The sequence below is a fragment of the Pediococcus sp. AC40 genome (genome assembly GCF_030252485.1).
In the GTDB taxonomy this organism is placed as follows: domain Bacteria; phylum Bacillota; class Bacilli; order Lactobacillales; family Lactobacillaceae; genus Pediococcus; species Pediococcus acidilactici.
In genome coordinates this window covers 1,301,743-1,317,889 of record NZ_CP127012.1, presented here as the reverse complement: position 1 = coordinate 1,317,889, position 16,147 = coordinate 1,301,743, and the positions used below count along the sequence as shown (strand labels likewise).

Below are 16,147 nucleotides of genomic sequence, written 5' to 3'. Positions count from 1 at the left end.
GGAATTAAACATGGAATTTTCAATGGATGATAACAAGAGTAAAGGCGCTAACATCAAAGTTATTGGTGTTGGTGGCGGTGGTGGTAACGCCGTAAACCGGATGATTTCTGAAGGTGTCAAAGGGGTACAATTCATCGTTGCTAACACCGACGTGCAAGCTTTACAAGCGTCAAATGCGGACGTAAAGATTCAACTAGGACCGAAATTAACTAAGGGACTAGGTGCTGGATCAACTCCTGAAGTTGGTGCTAAAGCTGCTGAAGAAAGTCAACAAACAATTGCTTCAGCTTTAGAAGGCGCAGATATGATTTTCGTTACTGCCGGAATGGGTGGCGGTACTGGTACCGGCGCTGCACCAATGGTAGCCAAAATTGCTAAAGAACAAGGTGCCCTTACCGTGGGGGTAGTTACCCGTCCATTTACTTTCGAAGGACCAAAACGTGCGCGTTTTGCTGCTGAAGGGGTAAGCAACCTTAAAGAACACGTAGATACTTTAATTATTATTGCAAATAACCGCTTGCTTGACTTAGTTGACAAGAAGACGCCAATGATGGAAGCCTTCAACGAAGCCGATAACGTTTTGCGTCAAGGTGTGCAAGGTATTTCTGATTTGATTACTTCACCAGGTTACGTTAACTTGGACTTTGCTGACGTTAAGACAGTTATGCAAAACCAAGGTTCCGCTTTGATGGGAATTGGTTCCGCAAATGGCGAAAACCGGACCGAAGAGGCAACCAAGAAGGCAATCTCTTCACCATTGTTGGAAACATCAATTGATGGTGCTGAACAAGTCTTGCTTAACATCACTGGTGGCCCAGACCTTTCCTTGTTCGAAGCTCAAGCAGCTTCACAAATCGTTACAGAAGCGGCTAACGATGACGTTAACATCATCTTTGGGACTTCAATCGACGAAGAGTTAAAGGATGGCGTTCGGGTAACGGTTATCGCTACTGGGATTGATAAAAAAGCTGGTAGAGCGTCTTTACACCGTCAACCAGCACGCACCTCTTTTGAGAACCCAAGTAGTGTAAACACTGCGAATACAAACAACATTTCAGCAAACACTGAAATGCGCGGGGCTGGTTCGACTGATAACCTTAATAATAATGGAGCAGCTAATAACCAAAATACACAAGCTGCAAACGATCCATTTGGTGATTGGCAACTTCGCCAATCAAATAACTCCTCTACCGTTCGCCCATCATCGCCAAGTGATGATGAATTTAAGAACGTGGAAAAGAAAGAGTTTAACGCGTTTAACGATAATAACAATACAAGTTCTGACGATGAATCATTGGATACACCTCCATTTTTCAAACGTCGTAGAAAATAATTTGTATTTAAATGGGTTTGAGCAGGGCTCAAGCCCATTTATTGCATAATGACAAGAAATGAGTGATTAAAAATAATGATTGCGTTAATTTTTCAATTACTACACTGGGCAATCCAAATTTACATGATGCTGATTTTTATTTGGGTATTGATGTCCTGGCTTCCAGGTGCCTATCAATCTGCATTTGGCCAGTGGCTGACTAAAATTTGTCAGCCATACATGAGCTGGTTTAGATTTATCCCACCAATTTTGGGAATCGATTTTTCGCCAATTCTGGCTCTGTTAGTATTAGAATTGTGTTCTAACGGGCTTACCTACATTGAAGCACTGCTATTTGGTGTGACGGTTTATGGATAATCCGATTGGTCAGCACTTCCGTCCGGATGAACAACCGTTAATTGAAGAATTTAGTGCGCTGGTGCAAGAAGCCAAGGATCAAAACCGGTCTATTTTAACCAACTTTTTAAATCCAAGGCAACAACACATTTTAACGACGCTGGTTAACCGGGATGAAGAATTACAATTATCCTTTTTTGGTGGATTTACCAATGCAGAAAACCAGCGGGGCTTGATTTACCCCCAATACTTTGTTCCGGAAAAGGCGGATTTTCTAGTTGAAATATTTGAAATTGATTATCCGGTTAAATTCGCGGAATTGGAACATCGCCAGATTTTAGGCACGTTAGCGAATTCTGGGATTCAACGGGATACGTTTGGCGATATTGTTCATTATCAAGACCGTTGGCAAGTGGCCACGAACGGTGAATTAGAGAAGTTCTTTTCAAATGAGATTACGCGAATTGGACGGATTAAAGTACGGATGCAGCTGGCAACCCCATCCGAGATACTTACACCGGTTAATGATTGGGAAAGAACGCAAGTGACGCTTGCGTCGTTACGACTGGATTCGATAGTGGCCACCGCCTTTTCGATCTCTCGTCACCGTGCTAAGGAGTTGATTGAGCACCGCCAAGTCCAATTAAACTGGATGATTGATGAAAAAGCAGACACAATAATTGCGAGAAATGATGTCATTTCAGTTCGAAAATATGGTAGGATTAAGCTTGTGGAAGTTTTAGGTAAAACAAAAAAAGATAAGCTAAAAACCCAACTAGATTTAATTAAAACTAGGTAGCGATTTACGGAGGTTTTATTCAGATGGCAATTGAACCACAAGATATACAACAAAAACACTTTTCCAACAAAATGCGCGGGTATAACCCCGACGAAGTTGACGAATTTTTAGATGACGTTGCTTTTGAACAACGGCGTTTGCATGATGAAATTGATTCGTTACGGCGCCAATTAGCCGAAGCCAAGAGCCGGGTGGAATATTTCGACGAGATGAAGGAATCCTTGAACAAGTCGATTATGGTAGCCCAAGATGCCGCGGATAAGGTTAAAATTAGTTCTAAACGGGAAGCGGAATTCACTGCTAAAGAAGCTCAAAAAGAAGCTGAAGTAGTGGTCAAAAATGCGCACAAAAAAGCGGACGGCTATATCGGCGAAGCTGCTGGCAAAGCTCAAAAGGTTATTGTGGCAACTGACGACTTGAAAAAACAAGCCCGTAGTTTCCGGCAAAAGCTGGAAGTACTTCTTGAATCACAATTACAAATGATCAAGGGACGCGATTGGGATAACTTATTGAGTTCTGATGAATTGCTAACGATTGGTGAAATCAAGGAAGCAATGCGGAATAGCGGAGCGCTTGACATTATTCAGGAAAACAGTGTACACTCAGAAGAAGTTGGGAAAATTGATCCGGACACACCTGCTGTAGAGCCCAAAGAAGATGAGCTAAAAACGGTGGTGGTCTTTCCAGAAGATCAACCTAACGAACAGGGGAAACCCACTGACCAAGGGTTCCACGTAAATCCTAAAAAATAAAACGTAAAAAAAGAGGGACTTCTAGCAATCAGCAGTTCAGCGAGCTAACGTTGGTGTGAGGTTAGTCTGCTAGTTAGAAGGACAATCACTTTTGAGTGCAGCGTTGAAGTATTTAGTAGACGCTGTCGGTTTCCACCGTTATGGGAAAATGAGGAGGACGTTTTTAACGTCCTTGAATTTGGGTGGTACCACGATTTGACTTCGTCCCTAGTAGGGATGGAGTCTTTTTTATTGTCTAAAATTTCAAGAATAATACTTAGGAAAGCGAGTGATTTTAGTGCGGGTTAAAGATACTTTAAATCTAGGAAAAACCAAGTTTAAAATGCGCGGAAATCTTCCGGTAAACGAAAAGAAACGCGAAGACGTTTGGTTTGAAAACAAAGTTTATGAACAACGGCAAAAATTAAATGAGGGCAAGCCAAGTTTTGTTCTTCATGACGGACCGCCATATGCCAACGGAAACATTCACATGGGTCACGCGATGAACAAGATTTCTAAGGATATTATCGTCCGATATAAATCAATGAGTGGTTTTCGGAGCCCGTACGTTCCGGGTTGGGATACGCATGGTTTACCGATTGAACAACAATTAACTAAGGAAGGCCACGACCGTAAAAAAATGTCGACGACTGAATTCCGTAAATTATGTCGCGATTACGCCTTAAAACAAGTTGACAAGCAACGCGAAGACTTCAAGCGTTTGGGAGTAGCTGCCGAATGGGATAACCCATACTTAACTTTGCAACCATCTTTTGAAGCAGAAGAAATTCGGACTTTTGCTAAAATGGTTGAGTTAGGCTTGATTTATCGCGGTAAAAAGCCCGTATTTTGGTCATGGTCTTCCGAATCGGCAATGGCAGAAGCGGAAGTTGAGTATCACGACGTTACTTCGCCATCTGCTTTTTATGCGGAACGAGTAAGCGATGGTAAGGGCGTCTTGGATCAAGACACTTACTTCGTAGTTTGGACAACGACTCCATGGACCATTCCGGCTTCAGAAGGAATTACCATTGATGCTGGTTTTGATTATTCCGTTGTGAAACCCGCGGGTGACGACCGCAAATTTGTGATTGCCACGGACCGGTTGAGTTACGCTACTGAACAATTTGGGTGGCAAGACGTTGAAACCATCAAGACGGTTCGCGGGCAGGAGTTAGAAAACATTACGGCGCTCCACCCATTTGATAGTGATCGCAAGCTAGTGGTTATGTTAGGGGACTTCGTAACCTTAGATTCCGGAACGGGATTAGTTCATACGGCACCTGGCTTTGGGGAAGACGATTTCCGGGTTGGTAAAGAATACGGCCTCGATATTTTTGTACCAGTCGATGATCGTGGTTACCTCACTGCTGAAGCGGGTCCTGATTTTGAAGGGGTCTTCTACGAAGATGCTAATGAAATTGCCTTGAACAAGTTAAAAGCAACTAACGCTTTGCTTAAGCAGATGGATTACACACATAGTTATCCGTTTGATTGGCGGACTAAGAAGCCAATTATTTTCCGGGCTACTCCACAATGGTTTGCTTCGGTAGACAAAATTCGTGATCAAATCTTGGACGCGTTAAAAGACGTTAAGTTCCTCCCAGAATGGGGTCAAAAACGACTCCACAACATGATCCGGGACCGTGGCGACTGGGTAATCTCTCGTCAACGGGTTTGGGGTGTGCCACTACCAATCTTCTACGCTGAAGACGGTACGCCAATCATGAATGGGGAAACGATCGAACACGTTGCGGAACTATTTGAAAAACATGGTTCTGACATCTGGTTTGAATGGGATGCTAAGGACTTGCTACCAGAAGGCTACACTAGCGAACATTCACCAAACGGAACGTTTACCAAGGAAACCGATATTATGGACGTTTGGTTCGACTCCGGTTCTTCACATCAAGGGGTTTTGGCAAAACGCGATTACTTGAAGTATCCAGCTGACCTAACTTTGGAAGGTTCTGACCAATACCGCGGCTGGTTCAACTCTAGTTTGATTACTAGTGTAGCGATGTCGGGTCACGCACCATACAAGCAGGTGATTTCGCAAGGCTTTACCCTTGACGGACAGGGCCATAAGATGAGTAAGTCCTTAGGTAACACAATTGTGCCAGCAGACATCATTAAGAAGATGGGTGCTGAAATCATTCGGTTATGGGTACTTTCCATTGATTCATCGTCTGACGTGCGGGTTTCGCAAGATAACTTTGTAAAGATTTCAGATTCTTACAAGAAGATCCGGAATACAATCCGTTACCTATTAGCAAACACGGCGGACTTTGATCCTCAAGCTAATACCGTAGCTTACGCTGACTTGCAACCAGAAGATCGTTACATGTTAGTCCGGTTTAACGAATTAGTTAAGGAAATTCGGCAAGATTACGACCAATATAATTTCATTGAAATTTACAAGGCTTTGATGAACTACATCATTACGGATCTTTCCGCGTTCTACCTCGACTTTGCGAAGGACGTCGTTTATATTGAACCGGAAGATAGTTTGAAACGCCGGTCAATGCAAACCGTCTTCTACCAAATTTTAGTCGGTTTGACGAAGTTAATGACGCCAGTTCTACCACACACTACGGAAGAAATTTGGCAGTTCCTCTCTGAACCGGAAGAATTTGTCCAGCTTGCTGAAATGCCAGAAGTGCAAGAATTATCCGGGGCAGCAGACCTGTTAGCTAAGTGGCAAACCGTCAAGAAGTTACGGACTCACGTCTTAAAGGCTCTTGAAGAAGCACGGGACCAAAAGATGATTGGTAAATCAATGGAAGCAAAGGCAACCTTGTACCTTGACGAAGCTACTAAGCAAGTTGTTGACGAATTAAACGTCGACCTGCGGTTGATCTTGATTGTTTCGCAATTAGAAGTTCGGGACCTCGCAGAAGCTCCTGAAGATGCGGCAAGTTTTGACGGTCAAGTTGCGGTTCAAATCACACCTGCTGAAGGAGAAGTTTGCGAACGATGCCGAATGACGAAGACGGATGTTGGTAGTGACGAACACTTCCCAACCTTATGTGCTAGCTGTGCTACAATCGTTACAAAGTATTATCCGGAAGCAGTTACCGAAGGTTTTGAAGAAAAATAGGGCGCCGTTAGATTTAAAAGGGCGGGTATATTTGAAAAAACTTGCCCATAACTAACGCTCTAAAATTAGAGGCTGAAAAATTCAGTCTCTTTTTTAATTTACAGAAGTAGTTCTCACGATTATGATGGTATTAAATAATAAAAGGAGTGGGCAATTTGGAAACTGGTACGGTAACGAGCTTTGATAAAACCAAAGGTTACGGCTTCATCGAGCTTGACAACGGGGAAAAGGCTTTTGTACATTATAGTGCGGTACAATCCGATGATTTTAAAACTTTAGATGAAAACGAGGTCGTCCAGTTAATGGTGGCTGAGGGTCCCAAAGGATTGGTGGCTGTAAAAGTATTTCGTAAGGGAGAACAGGATTAATGGATTTAGAAGAAAAAGTAGTTAAGTCAGTTTCCCGGTATAAGGGAGAAATTGTTGACGTTTACCAACAAACGGTAGAGTTACCGGATGGCACGTTGGCTAATCGAGACGTAGTCAAACACCAGGATGCAATTGCAATCTTGGCGCTGACTGCAGACGGTAAAGCCCTTTTTGAAAAACAATGGCGGGCACCAGTTGCTAAACCAACGATTGAAATTCCCGCTGGCAAAGTGGAACCAGGTGAAGATTTTTTAGAAACCGCTAAGCGTGAATTAAATGAAGAAACGGGCTACGCTGCCGGAAAGATCGAAAAAATGGTCGGCTTTTATTCCGCACCAGGCTTTACGGACGAATACATGACGGTTTATAAGGCAACTGATTTAAAACCGGTGGAAGATAAATTACCGCGGGATCAAGGTGAAAACTTAAAAGTTTTTGAACTTTCACTATCCGAAGCGCTAAAAGCAATCGAAGACGGTAAAATTGAAGATGCAAAAACGGTGCTTGCAATTTACCATTGGCAGGCGACCACAAAGTAGGTGATTTTTTGGACGAAAAGAATCAAACCCGTGCGGAATACCAGAAAAAAATTCACGCACAAAAGGCGCCGGAGGAAACTTCTGCAAATGAAGATTCTAAAAATGAATCACGGTTACGGACGAGTCGCGAACAGCGGTTTAGTACCGACGAGATTGCTGAAGAAAAAAGTCGCGCTTTAGCAAAGAAACTCAACATTGCAATTGCACTTTTAGCGGTGGGAATTGTATTAGTATTTCTCGTTTTATTTTTTATAGGATAGGTGGAAAAGAAGATGAAGTATGGCGTAATTTGCGCAATGGAAGAAGAAATTAAGGCGCTTAAGGAAAATCTTGAGCTAACTAAACAAACGGATATTAACGGGGTCATTTTTTACGAAGGCCGTATTGAAGATGTCGAAGTTGTGCTAGTCCGTTCTGGAATTGGCAAAGTTGAAGCTGGGATTACTGCTGCAATTTTGATTACTAATTTTAAAGTCGATGCGTTAATTCATTCCGGTTCTGCTGGTGGAATTGGACAGGGACTTGCGGTAGGCGACGTGGTGTTGTCTGCGGAAGTTGCCTATCATGACGTGGACGCGACTGCGTTTGGGTACGCTTACGGTCAATTACCAGAACAAGATGTTGCCCGTTATGCAGCGGATTCAGCGTTAATAGAAAAGTTTAAACAAGCCGCTCAGGATACTAACTTAAACGTGAAAACTGGATTAATCGTCACGGGAGACCAATTTATTGCGAGTCAAGAAAAGGTCCAAGCAATTTTAGACCATTTCCCCGATGCGTTATGTTGTGAAATGGAAGGGGCAGCCATCGGACAAGTTGCCCACCAGTTCCATAAGCCGTTTATCGTAGTCCGGGCGATGTCTGACACGGGGGATGACGAAGCTGGAGTATCCTTTGATGAATTTATCATTGAGGCGGGAAAACGTTCTGCCAATATGCTAATTAATTTATTTAAGATGGAAGGGAAGCAAGCGTGAAACAAGTATATTTAGATAACGCGGCGACTACACCAACTGCTCCTGAAGTAGTGGATGTCATTGCTGACCAACTCAAGAATAACTGGGGCAATGCCTCCAGTTTACATGGCTTTGGGCGGCAAGCGCGGGCCCAGTTGGACGAAGCGCGTCACGTAATCGCTCAAAGTATTAATGCCAACGATGATGAAATCATTTTTACCAGTGGCGGAACCGAAAGTAATAATACCGCCATTACGCAGGTGGCTTTACGTAACCGTAAACTTGGTAAGCGGGTCATTACCACTAAAATTGAACATCCGTCGGTACTAAAACCGATGGCTCATTTAGAGGAAATGGGCTTTGACGTAGTTTATTTAGACGTTAACGAAGACGGGGTAATTAGCTTAGACCAGTTTAAAGAAGCTCTTAACGATCAGACCATCTTAGTTAGCATCATGATGGGAAACAACGAAGTGGGAAGTCGGATGCCAATCCATGAAATTGGTGAAATTTTAAAGGATCATCAGGCGGTTTTCCATACCGATGCGGTTCAAGCTTACGGGTTGTTAGATATTGACGTGAAGCGGGATCATATCGACCTCTTGTCCACTTCGGCACACAAGCTCAACGGACCAAAAATGACAGGTTTTCTGTACAAAAATGAAGCAGTTAACTTTGATAGTTTTATCCGCGGGGGTGAACAAGAAGATAAGCGTCGGGCTGGTACGGAAAACGTTGCTAACCTTGCGGGGTTTGCTAAAGCGGTAAGTTTGCTGGATGAACAGACTAAAGCAGATTTACAAAAACGCTACGCCGGTTTTAAGCAACAAATTATTCAGCAGCTTAAAGACCACGACGTTGATTTTGCAATTAATGGCTCACTTTCGCCAGATAATTTACAACACGTCTTTAACATCTGGTTGAAGGGGATGTCTACCTACGTGATGCAAACTAATTTGGATTTGGCCGGAGTTGCAATTTCCGGCGGTTCAGCTTGCACGGCGGGGAGTTTGGAACCTTCCCACGTACTCACGGCGATGTACGGAGCTGATTCACCACGCATCGGGGAATCAATCCGGATTAGCTTTGGTAAAAACACCACCACGGAAGATGTAGACTACTTGTGTGAGCAGATTATTGCCATTGAGGAACGTTTAAAGCACCTAAAACAAAAGTAAGGAGATGTAGGCATGGCATTTACTAAAGAAGTTACCATCGCCGGAGACCCCCACGTTTACCGGCTTAGCGAAAACTTGAAGCGTTATACGTTAACTGACTTAGGATTCACTACTAAAAACAACGGAACCTTTATTTTGGAACGGTCGTTGGATGCTACTTCGCCGTACAACCAGGGCATTAAGTTAAAAATAATGATTAAACCTGATTTTTCAGCATTTAAAATGAGTACGGTGACCGCTAACGGAATGCAAAAAGCAAACATCTTTAAGCGCGAGCAGGACCAGCCCTTAGTGGAGCAATACCATTTCATTATTGACCAACTATTGGAACGGGAAGTCCTCGTGCAAGAATAATTTTTACTAACTTTTTGTTAACGGTGGAATTTCCGAATTGATTGTTATAGAATGTAATTTACTGGATTTATTGCGACCTTCAATCGTAAGATTCTCCAGAATCTCTAGAAATGATGGTGATATATAATGACAGACAACAGCAAGACGCGTGTTGTAGTCGGGATGAGCGGCGGTGTCGACTCATCCGTAGTAGCCTATTTGCTTAAAAAGCAGGGCTACGACGTCGTTGGGGTGTTCATGAAAAATTGGGACGACACTGACGAAAATGGATACTGTACTGCTACCGAGGATTACAAGGACGTGGCTAAGGTAGCCGCTAAGATTGGGATTCCTTATTATTCCGTTAACTTTGAGAAGGAATACTGGGATCGGGTCTTTACCTACTTCTTAGACGAGTACAAGAAGGGCCGGACGCCTAATCCCGACGTAATTTGCAATAACGAGATTAAGTTTAAGGCTTTCCTAGACTACGCAATTAGTTTAGGAGCTGATTACGTGGCAACGGGTCACTACGCACAAGTAGAGCGCGACGAAAATGGTCATCAGCACCTTTTGCGCGCTACGGACAGTAATAAGGATCAAACCTACTTCTTGAGCCAACTTAGTGCTGAACAGCTTGACCGGGTTATGTTCCCATTGGGGGGCATGGTTAAGCCAGAGGTTCGCGCAATTGCTAAGGAAGCTGGTTTGGCAGTTTACGATAAGAAGGATTCGGTGGGAATCTGCTTTATTGGTGAGAAAAACTTCCGTGAGTTCTTAAGCAACTACCTTCCTGCAAAGCCTGGTAAGATGATGACCCTTGATGGCGAAGTTAAGGGCGAGCACGCTGGATTGATGTACTACACCATCGGTCAGCGTCGCGGACTCGGAATTGGGGGCGGTTCTAAGAACAACGAGCCTTGGTTCGTGGTTGGTAAGGACCTTTCCAAGAATATCCTGTACGTTGGTCAAGGATTTGATAATCCGCACCTTTACGCCGCTAGCTTGGACGCTTCCGACATGCATTTTGTAAACCGGTTGGGCGAAGAGCGCGGCCATGACTTCCGGTGCACGGCTAAGTTCCGTTATCGTGCTAAGGATGTTCCAGTGACGGTACATTTCAGCGACGATTTCTCTAAGGTTACCGTTGATTTTGACGAGCCTGCTCGGGCAATTACGCCAGGCCAAGCCCTCGTGCTTTACGATGGTGAAGAGTGCATCGGTGGCGGAATTATTGATGCTGCCTATAGCGAGAGCAAGCAACAATTGCAATACGTTTAAAAAAGGGTTCGCTGATTTTTCCGTGTTTGATAACGCAAGTTTAGCAAAGACGACTTTCAGTACAATTAAAAAGAATACCAAATAGGGTCGGGGGAAAATTTCCCCGGCCTTTTTCTTTGCCGTTAAAAGGCTAGCGTTACTATTACCAATCTAGCGTTTAATGTTAAAATAGTGGGTAAACACATTGATAAAGGGACGAGAGATTTGACAAAATTATATTTTGTAAGACATGGAAAGACCGAATGGAATTTAGAAGGGCGTTATCAAGGAGCAAAGGGGGACTCCCCGCTTTTAAAAGAAAGCTACGCGGAAATTAAGCAATTAGCCGCCTTTTTAGCACCCCAGCAGTTCCGCCACATATATGCTAGCCCGCTTCGTCGGGCACGGGTGACGGCCACCACCTTGCAACACGAACTGGATGAATTGCAAGGTCACGCAACCCCTTTAACAATTCTCAGTCGTCTACGGGAATTTGATTTAGGTGTGATGGAGGGAATGAAATTTGTTGACGTTGAAAAGAAATATGCTGAAGAAGTGGATGCTTTTCGTAACCACCCCGAACGCTATTTCCCCGCCCGAATCAAGGGAGAGACCTTCCAACACCTCATTGAACGAATGCGTCCAGCAATTTTACGGATTTGTGAATCCAACCCTGGCGATGATGACCAGGTAATTATTGTAAGCCACGGAGCCGCGTTAAACGCGATTATTAACGCGTTATTAGAGGTTCCGTTGCCCGACTTACGCAAACGGGGCGGCCTCGCCAACACTAGTACCACTATCCTAGAAACCCGGGATCAGGGAAAGACGTACCGGCTCTTGGAATGGAACGATACTAGCTACTTAACTAAAAAAACAGATCCTACAGACGTGATTTAAGGTGAAAAGATGACGGAAAAAAAAGAAAATGAAGAAAACCAAAATTTAGTTCACGAATTAATTCAAAAAATTGATCAAGACCCACACAATGCCCAAAACTATTATGCTTTAGCCACGGTTTTGGTTAAACAGCAAAGCTTTGATCAAGCTGAAGAACTCCTAGTTAAAGCACGGGGGCTTTTTAGTGATCAACCTAGCCAAGATTTACTTACTTACGGGCTCGGCAATGTTTATTACGCAACAGGGCTTTATGAGCGGGCCAACGCTACATTTCAAACTGTTAAAGATTCTCAATACCGGCACGACGCTAACCTAATGATTGCCCAAGGGTATTACGCACAAAGTCAGTATAAGCTAGCCTTTGCCTTTGCATTGACTGCGCTAGAACAGCATCAGCAAGATCCAGAGACTAATGAATTAATGGGCGATATCAATTTAGCAATGGGAGAGGCTCAAGCGGCCCAAAAATATTACGACGTGGCGTTGAAAAATAAAAATACTGCGAAATTATTATTTAACCGGGGAGTGGTCGAAATGACCTTGACCCAGCAACCAGATAACGATTACTTTGCCAAAGCTAAACAAATTGATCCCGAATTTTTCAGTAAAGCAAAGCAACGCCTAGTCGATATTGATAAACTATTGCATTCGTCAAAGGAAGCAGATTAATGGCATTTGAGAAACTAAACCTTTTTGGTGATGAAGGTTCAGCAGCACCTCCAAAAAAAGCAACTTCCATGAATAAAATGGTGGAGTTAACTGGGACGGTTAACGCCGTCTTTTTTGAAAGTCCCACTAGTTTATTTAAGGTGGTTTTGATTGACGTGGTTGATCAAGACTTTGATTGGAAGGAACCCCAAATTGTGGTAACTGGCAACATGGCGGAAGTTCAGGAGGGAGCTAAGTACCAATTTAAGGGCAAATTGGTGGAACACCCCAAGTACGGAACCCAGATTCAATTAAGCCAGGCTAGTCGGTTAGGACCAGATACTAAGGAAGGGTTAGTTGAATATTTTGCGGGCTCGCAATTTAAGGGAATTGGAAAGAAAACTGCTGAAAAGATTGTTAAACAACTGGGGATGGACGCCATTGACGTAATTAAGGATAATGCCCAGGTGCTCAGGGATATCGGATTATCAAGCGCGCAGGCGGACGTGATTGAAACGGTGCTAGCTGAATCCAATGGGATGGAGAAGATCCTGATCAAACTCGCGGATTTGGGGATTTCAGGCAAAACCGCCGATAACGTAATTGCAAAATATCGCGAAGATACCTTGAAAATTATCGAAGAAAATCCGTATCAGTTAGCTAATGACATCGAAAATATTGGATTTAAGCGTGTCGACGCAATTGGCCAGCAGCTAAATTTTCCGGTTGATTTTCCAGGACGCTTGCAAAGCGGTATTTTAGCCACGATTCAAGAGTGGTGTAGCAGCACCGGAGATACTTACATGGTTGCGGAAATAATGCTGCAAAGGGCACAGCAACTATTGGGAAACGAAATTAATGCTGAAAAGATTGCTGAACAAGTACTTGAGTTGGGTAAACAAGGACGGGTGGTTGGAGAAAACGGCCAAATCTATTTAAAATGGCTTTACCAAGCGGAAGAAGCGATTGGCTACCAGCTCCAGCATCTGCTTAAGAATCCTCCTAAGGTTAACGAAAAAGCGGTTGACCGGGCAATTAAACGCGCGGAAGAACATCTTGCGCTTGAGTATGACGAAACTCAAAATAACGCAATTAGAATGGCGCTGTCTCACGGAATTACCATTATTACTGGGGGGCCTGGTACTGGTAAAACCACCATTGTAAGGGGACTAATCAATAGTTTTGCGGAACTGCACGATCTAGATCTTGACCCTAACGCCAATCCGGACCAGGATTATCCCATTCAACTGGCTGCTCCCACTGGTCGGGCTGCAAAGCGGTTGAGTGAAGTTACCGGTGTTCCCGCTAAAACCATCCATCGTTTATTGGGCTTGAACGGGAATGACGATTTACACGACGAACAAATCCAAGAATTACGGGGAGAACTTCTCGTGGTGGACGAAATGTCCATGGTGGATACGGGGCTGTTCAATACCTTGATTTCAGCGATTAACGCCGAAATGCAAGTTGTGTTAGTTGGTGATAAGGACCAGTTACCGTCGGTAGGACCGGGACAAGTTTTTAGTGACTTGATTCGTAGTCAAAAAATTCCAACAATTTCATTAACTAAAATTTATCGGCAAGAGCAGGATTCTTCAATTATCCAAATGGCGCACAGCATTCAAAACGGAGAAATGTCGGATGATTTTACCCAAAATCGTCCTGACAAATCGTTTATTAAGGCGAGTGCTTACCAAGTTGCGGATGCAATCGATCAAATTGCGGAACGCGCGGTAGCTCGGGGACTGTCTAAAAACGACCTCCAAGTTTTAGCGCCAATGTACCGCGGAGCCGCAGGGATCGATGAAATCAATCGCCATTTGCAACGGGTGCTTAACCCCCCGCAAACTGATCACCCTAAATATTTAGAAGCAAATCACCAGCAATTTCGGATTGGTGATAAAGTTTTACAGTTAGTTAACGCACCTGAAAATAATATTTTTAACGGGGATATCGGGGAAATAACTGGAATAGTTACCGAAAAAGCGGGAAAGGGTCACGCACAGTTAATTGTTGATTATGATGGCAACGAGGTTACCTATGGAAAAAATGATCTAAACCAGTTGACGTTAGCTTACTGCGTTTCGATTCATAAATCGCAAGGAAGCGAGTTTCCGGTGGTGATTTTACCAATGGTACGCCAGTATTACCGGATGTTACAGCGCAACCTTTTGTATACGGGGTTAACCCGGGCGTCAGACTCCATCATTTTACTAGGTGAGGTAGAAGCTTACCAACGGGCTGTACAAAACGAATCGGCTAACCGGCAAACTGGCTTAGTTAAGCGACTTAATCCGGAAATTACCATAACGGAAAAGCCAATTGCAGAAAAGTCTGAACCCAAAACGACTTCGGAAAAAAGCGAAGCAGGGGAACCTCAGCGTAAGTCGATCCTTACAAAGCCAGAAGTTACGGAAACTTTCGCAACTAGCGGGGATGAACCAACTCTTTTGACTAAACAACTGGTAGAAACCGGAAAAATCGATCCGATGATTGGGATGGACGGGGTGACTCCCCGGGATTTTCTTTAAGTATTTGTTGAAGTTGATAACTAAAGATGGCTATAATAGCGGTAGATAAAAATTGGAGGTTTAGCCGTGGAAAGCAAAGCAAAAAGAAGAATGAAAATATTCTCTTTAAATTCGAATGGGGCGTTAGCAGAAAAAATTGCAAACGAAGTAGGAATTCCATTAGGAAAGGCTACCATTAAGCAATTCAGCGACGGAGAAATTCAGGTTAACATCGAAGAAAGTATTCGGGGAGCGGAAGTGTACGTGATTCAATCAATTTCGGATCCGATTAACGATTCTTTGATGGAGCTGTTAATCATGGTTGATGCATTACGGCGGGCAAGTGCTCGGCAGATCAACGTAGTGATTCCTTACTACGGCTATTCCCGTCAAGATCGCAAGGCTCGTTCACGGGAACCCATTACGGCAAAATTAATCGCTAATTTGTTGGAAGATGATGACATTACGCGGGTATTGACTCTAGATTTGCATGCTCCGCAGATCCAAGGATTCTTTGATGTTCCAGTCGACCATTTGGCGGCGGCGCCTTTGTTAGCAAGCTATTTCCAAGAACATAATTTTGATTCTGAAAACCTCGTGGTCGTTTCTCCAGACCACGCGAGTGTCTCTCGGGCACGGAACATGGCGGAATTATTAGGAACTCCAATTGCGATTATTGATAACCGTAACGAAGAATCGGCGGAAAACCTCAACGAAATTCCTACGGAGATCATCGGTGACGTTAAAGGAAAAGTTGCCTTAGTGATCGACGATATGATTGATACGGGAACCCGGCTGACAATTTCGGCCGAAGCTTTGCATAATGCTGGTGCTACTGAAATTTATGGTGCAGCTACCCACGCAATCTTTTCGCGGAACGCACCCCAAATTTTACAAGCTTCCAAGCTATCTAAAGTGATCGTTACCGACTCCATTAGGATTGGTGAGGAGAAGCGCTTTGAAAAGTTAGTCGAATTATCAGTGGGACCTTTATTAGGGAACGCAATCAAGATGATTTACAACAACGAACCGCTCGCACCGCTATTTAAAAGCAAAAACTAATTAAATAACCATTAAATATTAATAAATATTTCCCAAAAGGGCCTGCAACAGATTATAATTTGTGCAGGCCCTTTTAAGATATAACTGGAGGAAA

At 43.6% G+C, this 16,147-nt stretch carries 16 protein-coding genes and 1 other annotated feature; all 16 genes read left to right on the top strand.

The window, feature by feature from the left end; all coding sequences use genetic code 11:
• The first annotated feature begins 10 nt into the window (after nucleotides 1–10).
• The 16 genes from ftsZ (at nucleotide 11) to NL111_RS06360 (ending at nucleotide 16,053) form a co-directional block, all read left to right on the top strand.
• Nucleotides 11–1,333, top strand: a complete 1,323-nt coding sequence (gene ftsZ, locus NL111_RS06435) for a cell division protein FtsZ (RefSeq protein ID WP_002830513.1) — start codon at nucleotides 11–13, stop codon at nucleotides 1,331–1,333.
• Between the two features lie 75 nt (nucleotides 1,334–1,408).
• Nucleotides 1,409–1,690, top strand: coding sequence for a YggT family protein (locus NL111_RS06430; protein ID WP_002830512.1), 282 nt, complete (start codon nucleotides 1,409–1,411; stop codon nucleotides 1,688–1,690).
• Complete coding sequence (locus NL111_RS06425; RefSeq protein WP_002830510.1) at nucleotides 1,683–2,468, top strand: YlmH family RNA-binding protein; 786 nt, start codon at nucleotides 1,683–1,685, stop codon at nucleotides 2,466–2,468. Before NL111_RS06430 ends, NL111_RS06425 begins: the two co-directional genes overlap by 8 nt.
• A 23-nt stretch (nucleotides 2,469–2,491) precedes the next feature.
• On the top strand, nucleotides 2,492–3,220 hold the full coding sequence (locus NL111_RS06420; protein ID WP_002830508.1) for a DivIVA domain-containing protein: 729 nt from the start codon (nucleotides 2,492–2,494) through the stop codon (nucleotides 3,218–3,220).
• Nucleotides 3,216–3,432 (top strand) — a binding site (T-box leader). Its footprint overlaps the gene before it by 5 nt.
• Nucleotides 3,433–3,497: 65 nt before the next feature.
• Entirely contained in the window at nucleotides 3,498–6,299 is a 2,802-nt protein-coding gene (gene ileS / locus NL111_RS06415) for an isoleucine--tRNA ligase (protein WP_285110067.1), read from the top strand.
• Between the two features lie 155 nt (nucleotides 6,300–6,454).
• A complete protein-coding gene (locus NL111_RS06410) occupies nucleotides 6,455–6,667 on the top strand; it encodes a cold-shock protein (RefSeq protein ID WP_002830506.1) in 213 nt (70 codons plus the stop codon).
• Nucleotides 6,667–7,206 carry an NUDIX hydrolase gene (locus NL111_RS06405; protein ID WP_002831982.1) on the top strand — a complete coding sequence of 180 codons (540 nt, stop codon included), beginning with the start codon at nucleotides 6,667–6,669 and terminating at the stop codon, nucleotides 7,204–7,206. The genes NL111_RS06410 and NL111_RS06405 overlap by 1 nt, the downstream gene beginning before the upstream one ends.
• An 8-nt stretch (nucleotides 7,207–7,214) precedes the next feature.
• Entirely contained in the window at nucleotides 7,215–7,466 is a 252-nt protein-coding gene (locus NL111_RS06400) for a hypothetical protein (protein ID WP_002831980.1), read from the top strand.
• 12 nt (nucleotides 7,467–7,478) lie between these two features.
• Entirely contained in the window at nucleotides 7,479–8,183 is a 705-nt protein-coding gene (locus NL111_RS06395) for a 5'-methylthioadenosine/adenosylhomocysteine nucleosidase (protein ID WP_002830504.1), read from the top strand.
• Nucleotides 8,180–9,340, top strand: a complete 1,161-nt coding sequence (locus tag NL111_RS06390) for a cysteine desulfurase family protein (RefSeq protein WP_002831978.1) — start codon at nucleotides 8,180–8,182, stop codon at nucleotides 9,338–9,340. The genes NL111_RS06395 and NL111_RS06390 overlap by 4 nt, the downstream gene beginning before the upstream one ends.
• Nucleotides 9,341–9,352: 12 nt before the next feature.
• Nucleotides 9,353–9,694, top strand: coding sequence for a DUF1831 domain-containing protein (locus tag NL111_RS06385; RefSeq protein ID WP_002830502.1), 342 nt, complete (start codon nucleotides 9,353–9,355; stop codon nucleotides 9,692–9,694).
• A 126-nt stretch (nucleotides 9,695–9,820) separates the two neighbouring features.
• Complete coding sequence (gene mnmA, locus NL111_RS06380) at nucleotides 9,821–10,954, top strand: tRNA 2-thiouridine(34) synthase MnmA (RefSeq protein ID WP_002830501.1); 1,134 nt, start codon at nucleotides 9,821–9,823, stop codon at nucleotides 10,952–10,954.
• A 204-nt stretch (nucleotides 10,955–11,158) separates the two neighbouring features.
• The gene (locus NL111_RS06375; protein ID WP_002830500.1) at nucleotides 11,159–11,833 is read left to right on the top strand and encodes a histidine phosphatase family protein; all 675 of its coding nucleotides are present in this window, start codon (nucleotides 11,159–11,161) and stop codon (nucleotides 11,831–11,833) included.
• Between the two features lie 9 nt (nucleotides 11,834–11,842).
• Complete coding sequence (locus tag NL111_RS06370; protein ID WP_002830498.1) at nucleotides 11,843–12,502, top strand: tetratricopeptide repeat protein; 660 nt, start codon at nucleotides 11,843–11,845, stop codon at nucleotides 12,500–12,502.
• A complete protein-coding gene (recD2, locus tag NL111_RS06365) occupies nucleotides 12,502–15,012 on the top strand; it encodes an SF1B family DNA helicase RecD2 (RefSeq protein ID WP_285110066.1) in 2,511 nt (836 codons plus the stop codon). The genes NL111_RS06370 and recD2 overlap by 1 nt, the downstream gene beginning before the upstream one ends.
• A 90-nt stretch (nucleotides 15,013–15,102) precedes the next feature.
• Nucleotides 15,103–16,053, top strand: coding sequence for a ribose-phosphate diphosphokinase (locus NL111_RS06360; RefSeq protein WP_285110589.1), 951 nt, complete (start codon nucleotides 15,103–15,105; stop codon nucleotides 16,051–16,053).
• The last annotated feature ends 94 nt before the right edge of the window (nucleotides 16,054–16,147 follow it).

What these genes read in the sequence shown, in the direction of transcription:
- NL111_RS06360 (WP_285110589.1), top strand. Translation starts at nt 15,103, where the DNA reads ATGAAAATATTCTCTTTAAATTCGAATGGGGCGTTAGCAGAAAAAATT.
- recD2 (WP_285110066.1), top strand. Translation starts at nt 12,502, where the DNA reads ATGGCATTTGAGAAACTAAACCTTTTTGGTGATGAAGGTTCAGCAGCA.
- NL111_RS06370 (WP_002830498.1), top strand. Translation starts at nt 11,843, where the DNA reads ATGACGGAAAAAAAAGAAAATGAAGAAAACCAAAATTTAGTTCACGAA.
- NL111_RS06425 (WP_002830510.1), top strand. Translation starts at nt 1,683, where the DNA reads ATGGATAATCCGATTGGTCAGCACTTCCGTCCGGATGAACAACCGTTA.
- mnmA (WP_002830501.1), top strand. Translation starts at nt 9,821, where the DNA reads ATGACAGACAACAGCAAGACGCGTGTTGTAGTCGGGATGAGCGGCGGT.
- NL111_RS06430 (WP_002830512.1), top strand. Translation starts at nt 1,409, where the DNA reads ATGATTGCGTTAATTTTTCAATTACTACACTGGGCAATCCAAATTTAC.
- NL111_RS06420 (WP_002830508.1), top strand. Translation starts at nt 2,492, where the DNA reads ATGGCAATTGAACCACAAGATATACAACAAAAACACTTTTCCAACAAA.
- ftsZ (WP_002830513.1), top strand. Translation starts at nt 11, where the DNA reads ATGGAATTTTCAATGGATGATAACAAGAGTAAAGGCGCTAACATCAAA.
- NL111_RS06405 (WP_002831982.1), top strand. Translation starts at nt 6,667, where the DNA reads ATGGATTTAGAAGAAAAAGTAGTTAAGTCAGTTTCCCGGTATAAGGGA.
- NL111_RS06395 (WP_002830504.1), top strand. Translation starts at nt 7,479, where the DNA reads ATGAAGTATGGCGTAATTTGCGCAATGGAAGAAGAAATTAAGGCGCTT.
- NL111_RS06385 (WP_002830502.1), top strand. Translation starts at nt 9,353, where the DNA reads ATGGCATTTACTAAAGAAGTTACCATCGCCGGAGACCCCCACGTTTAC.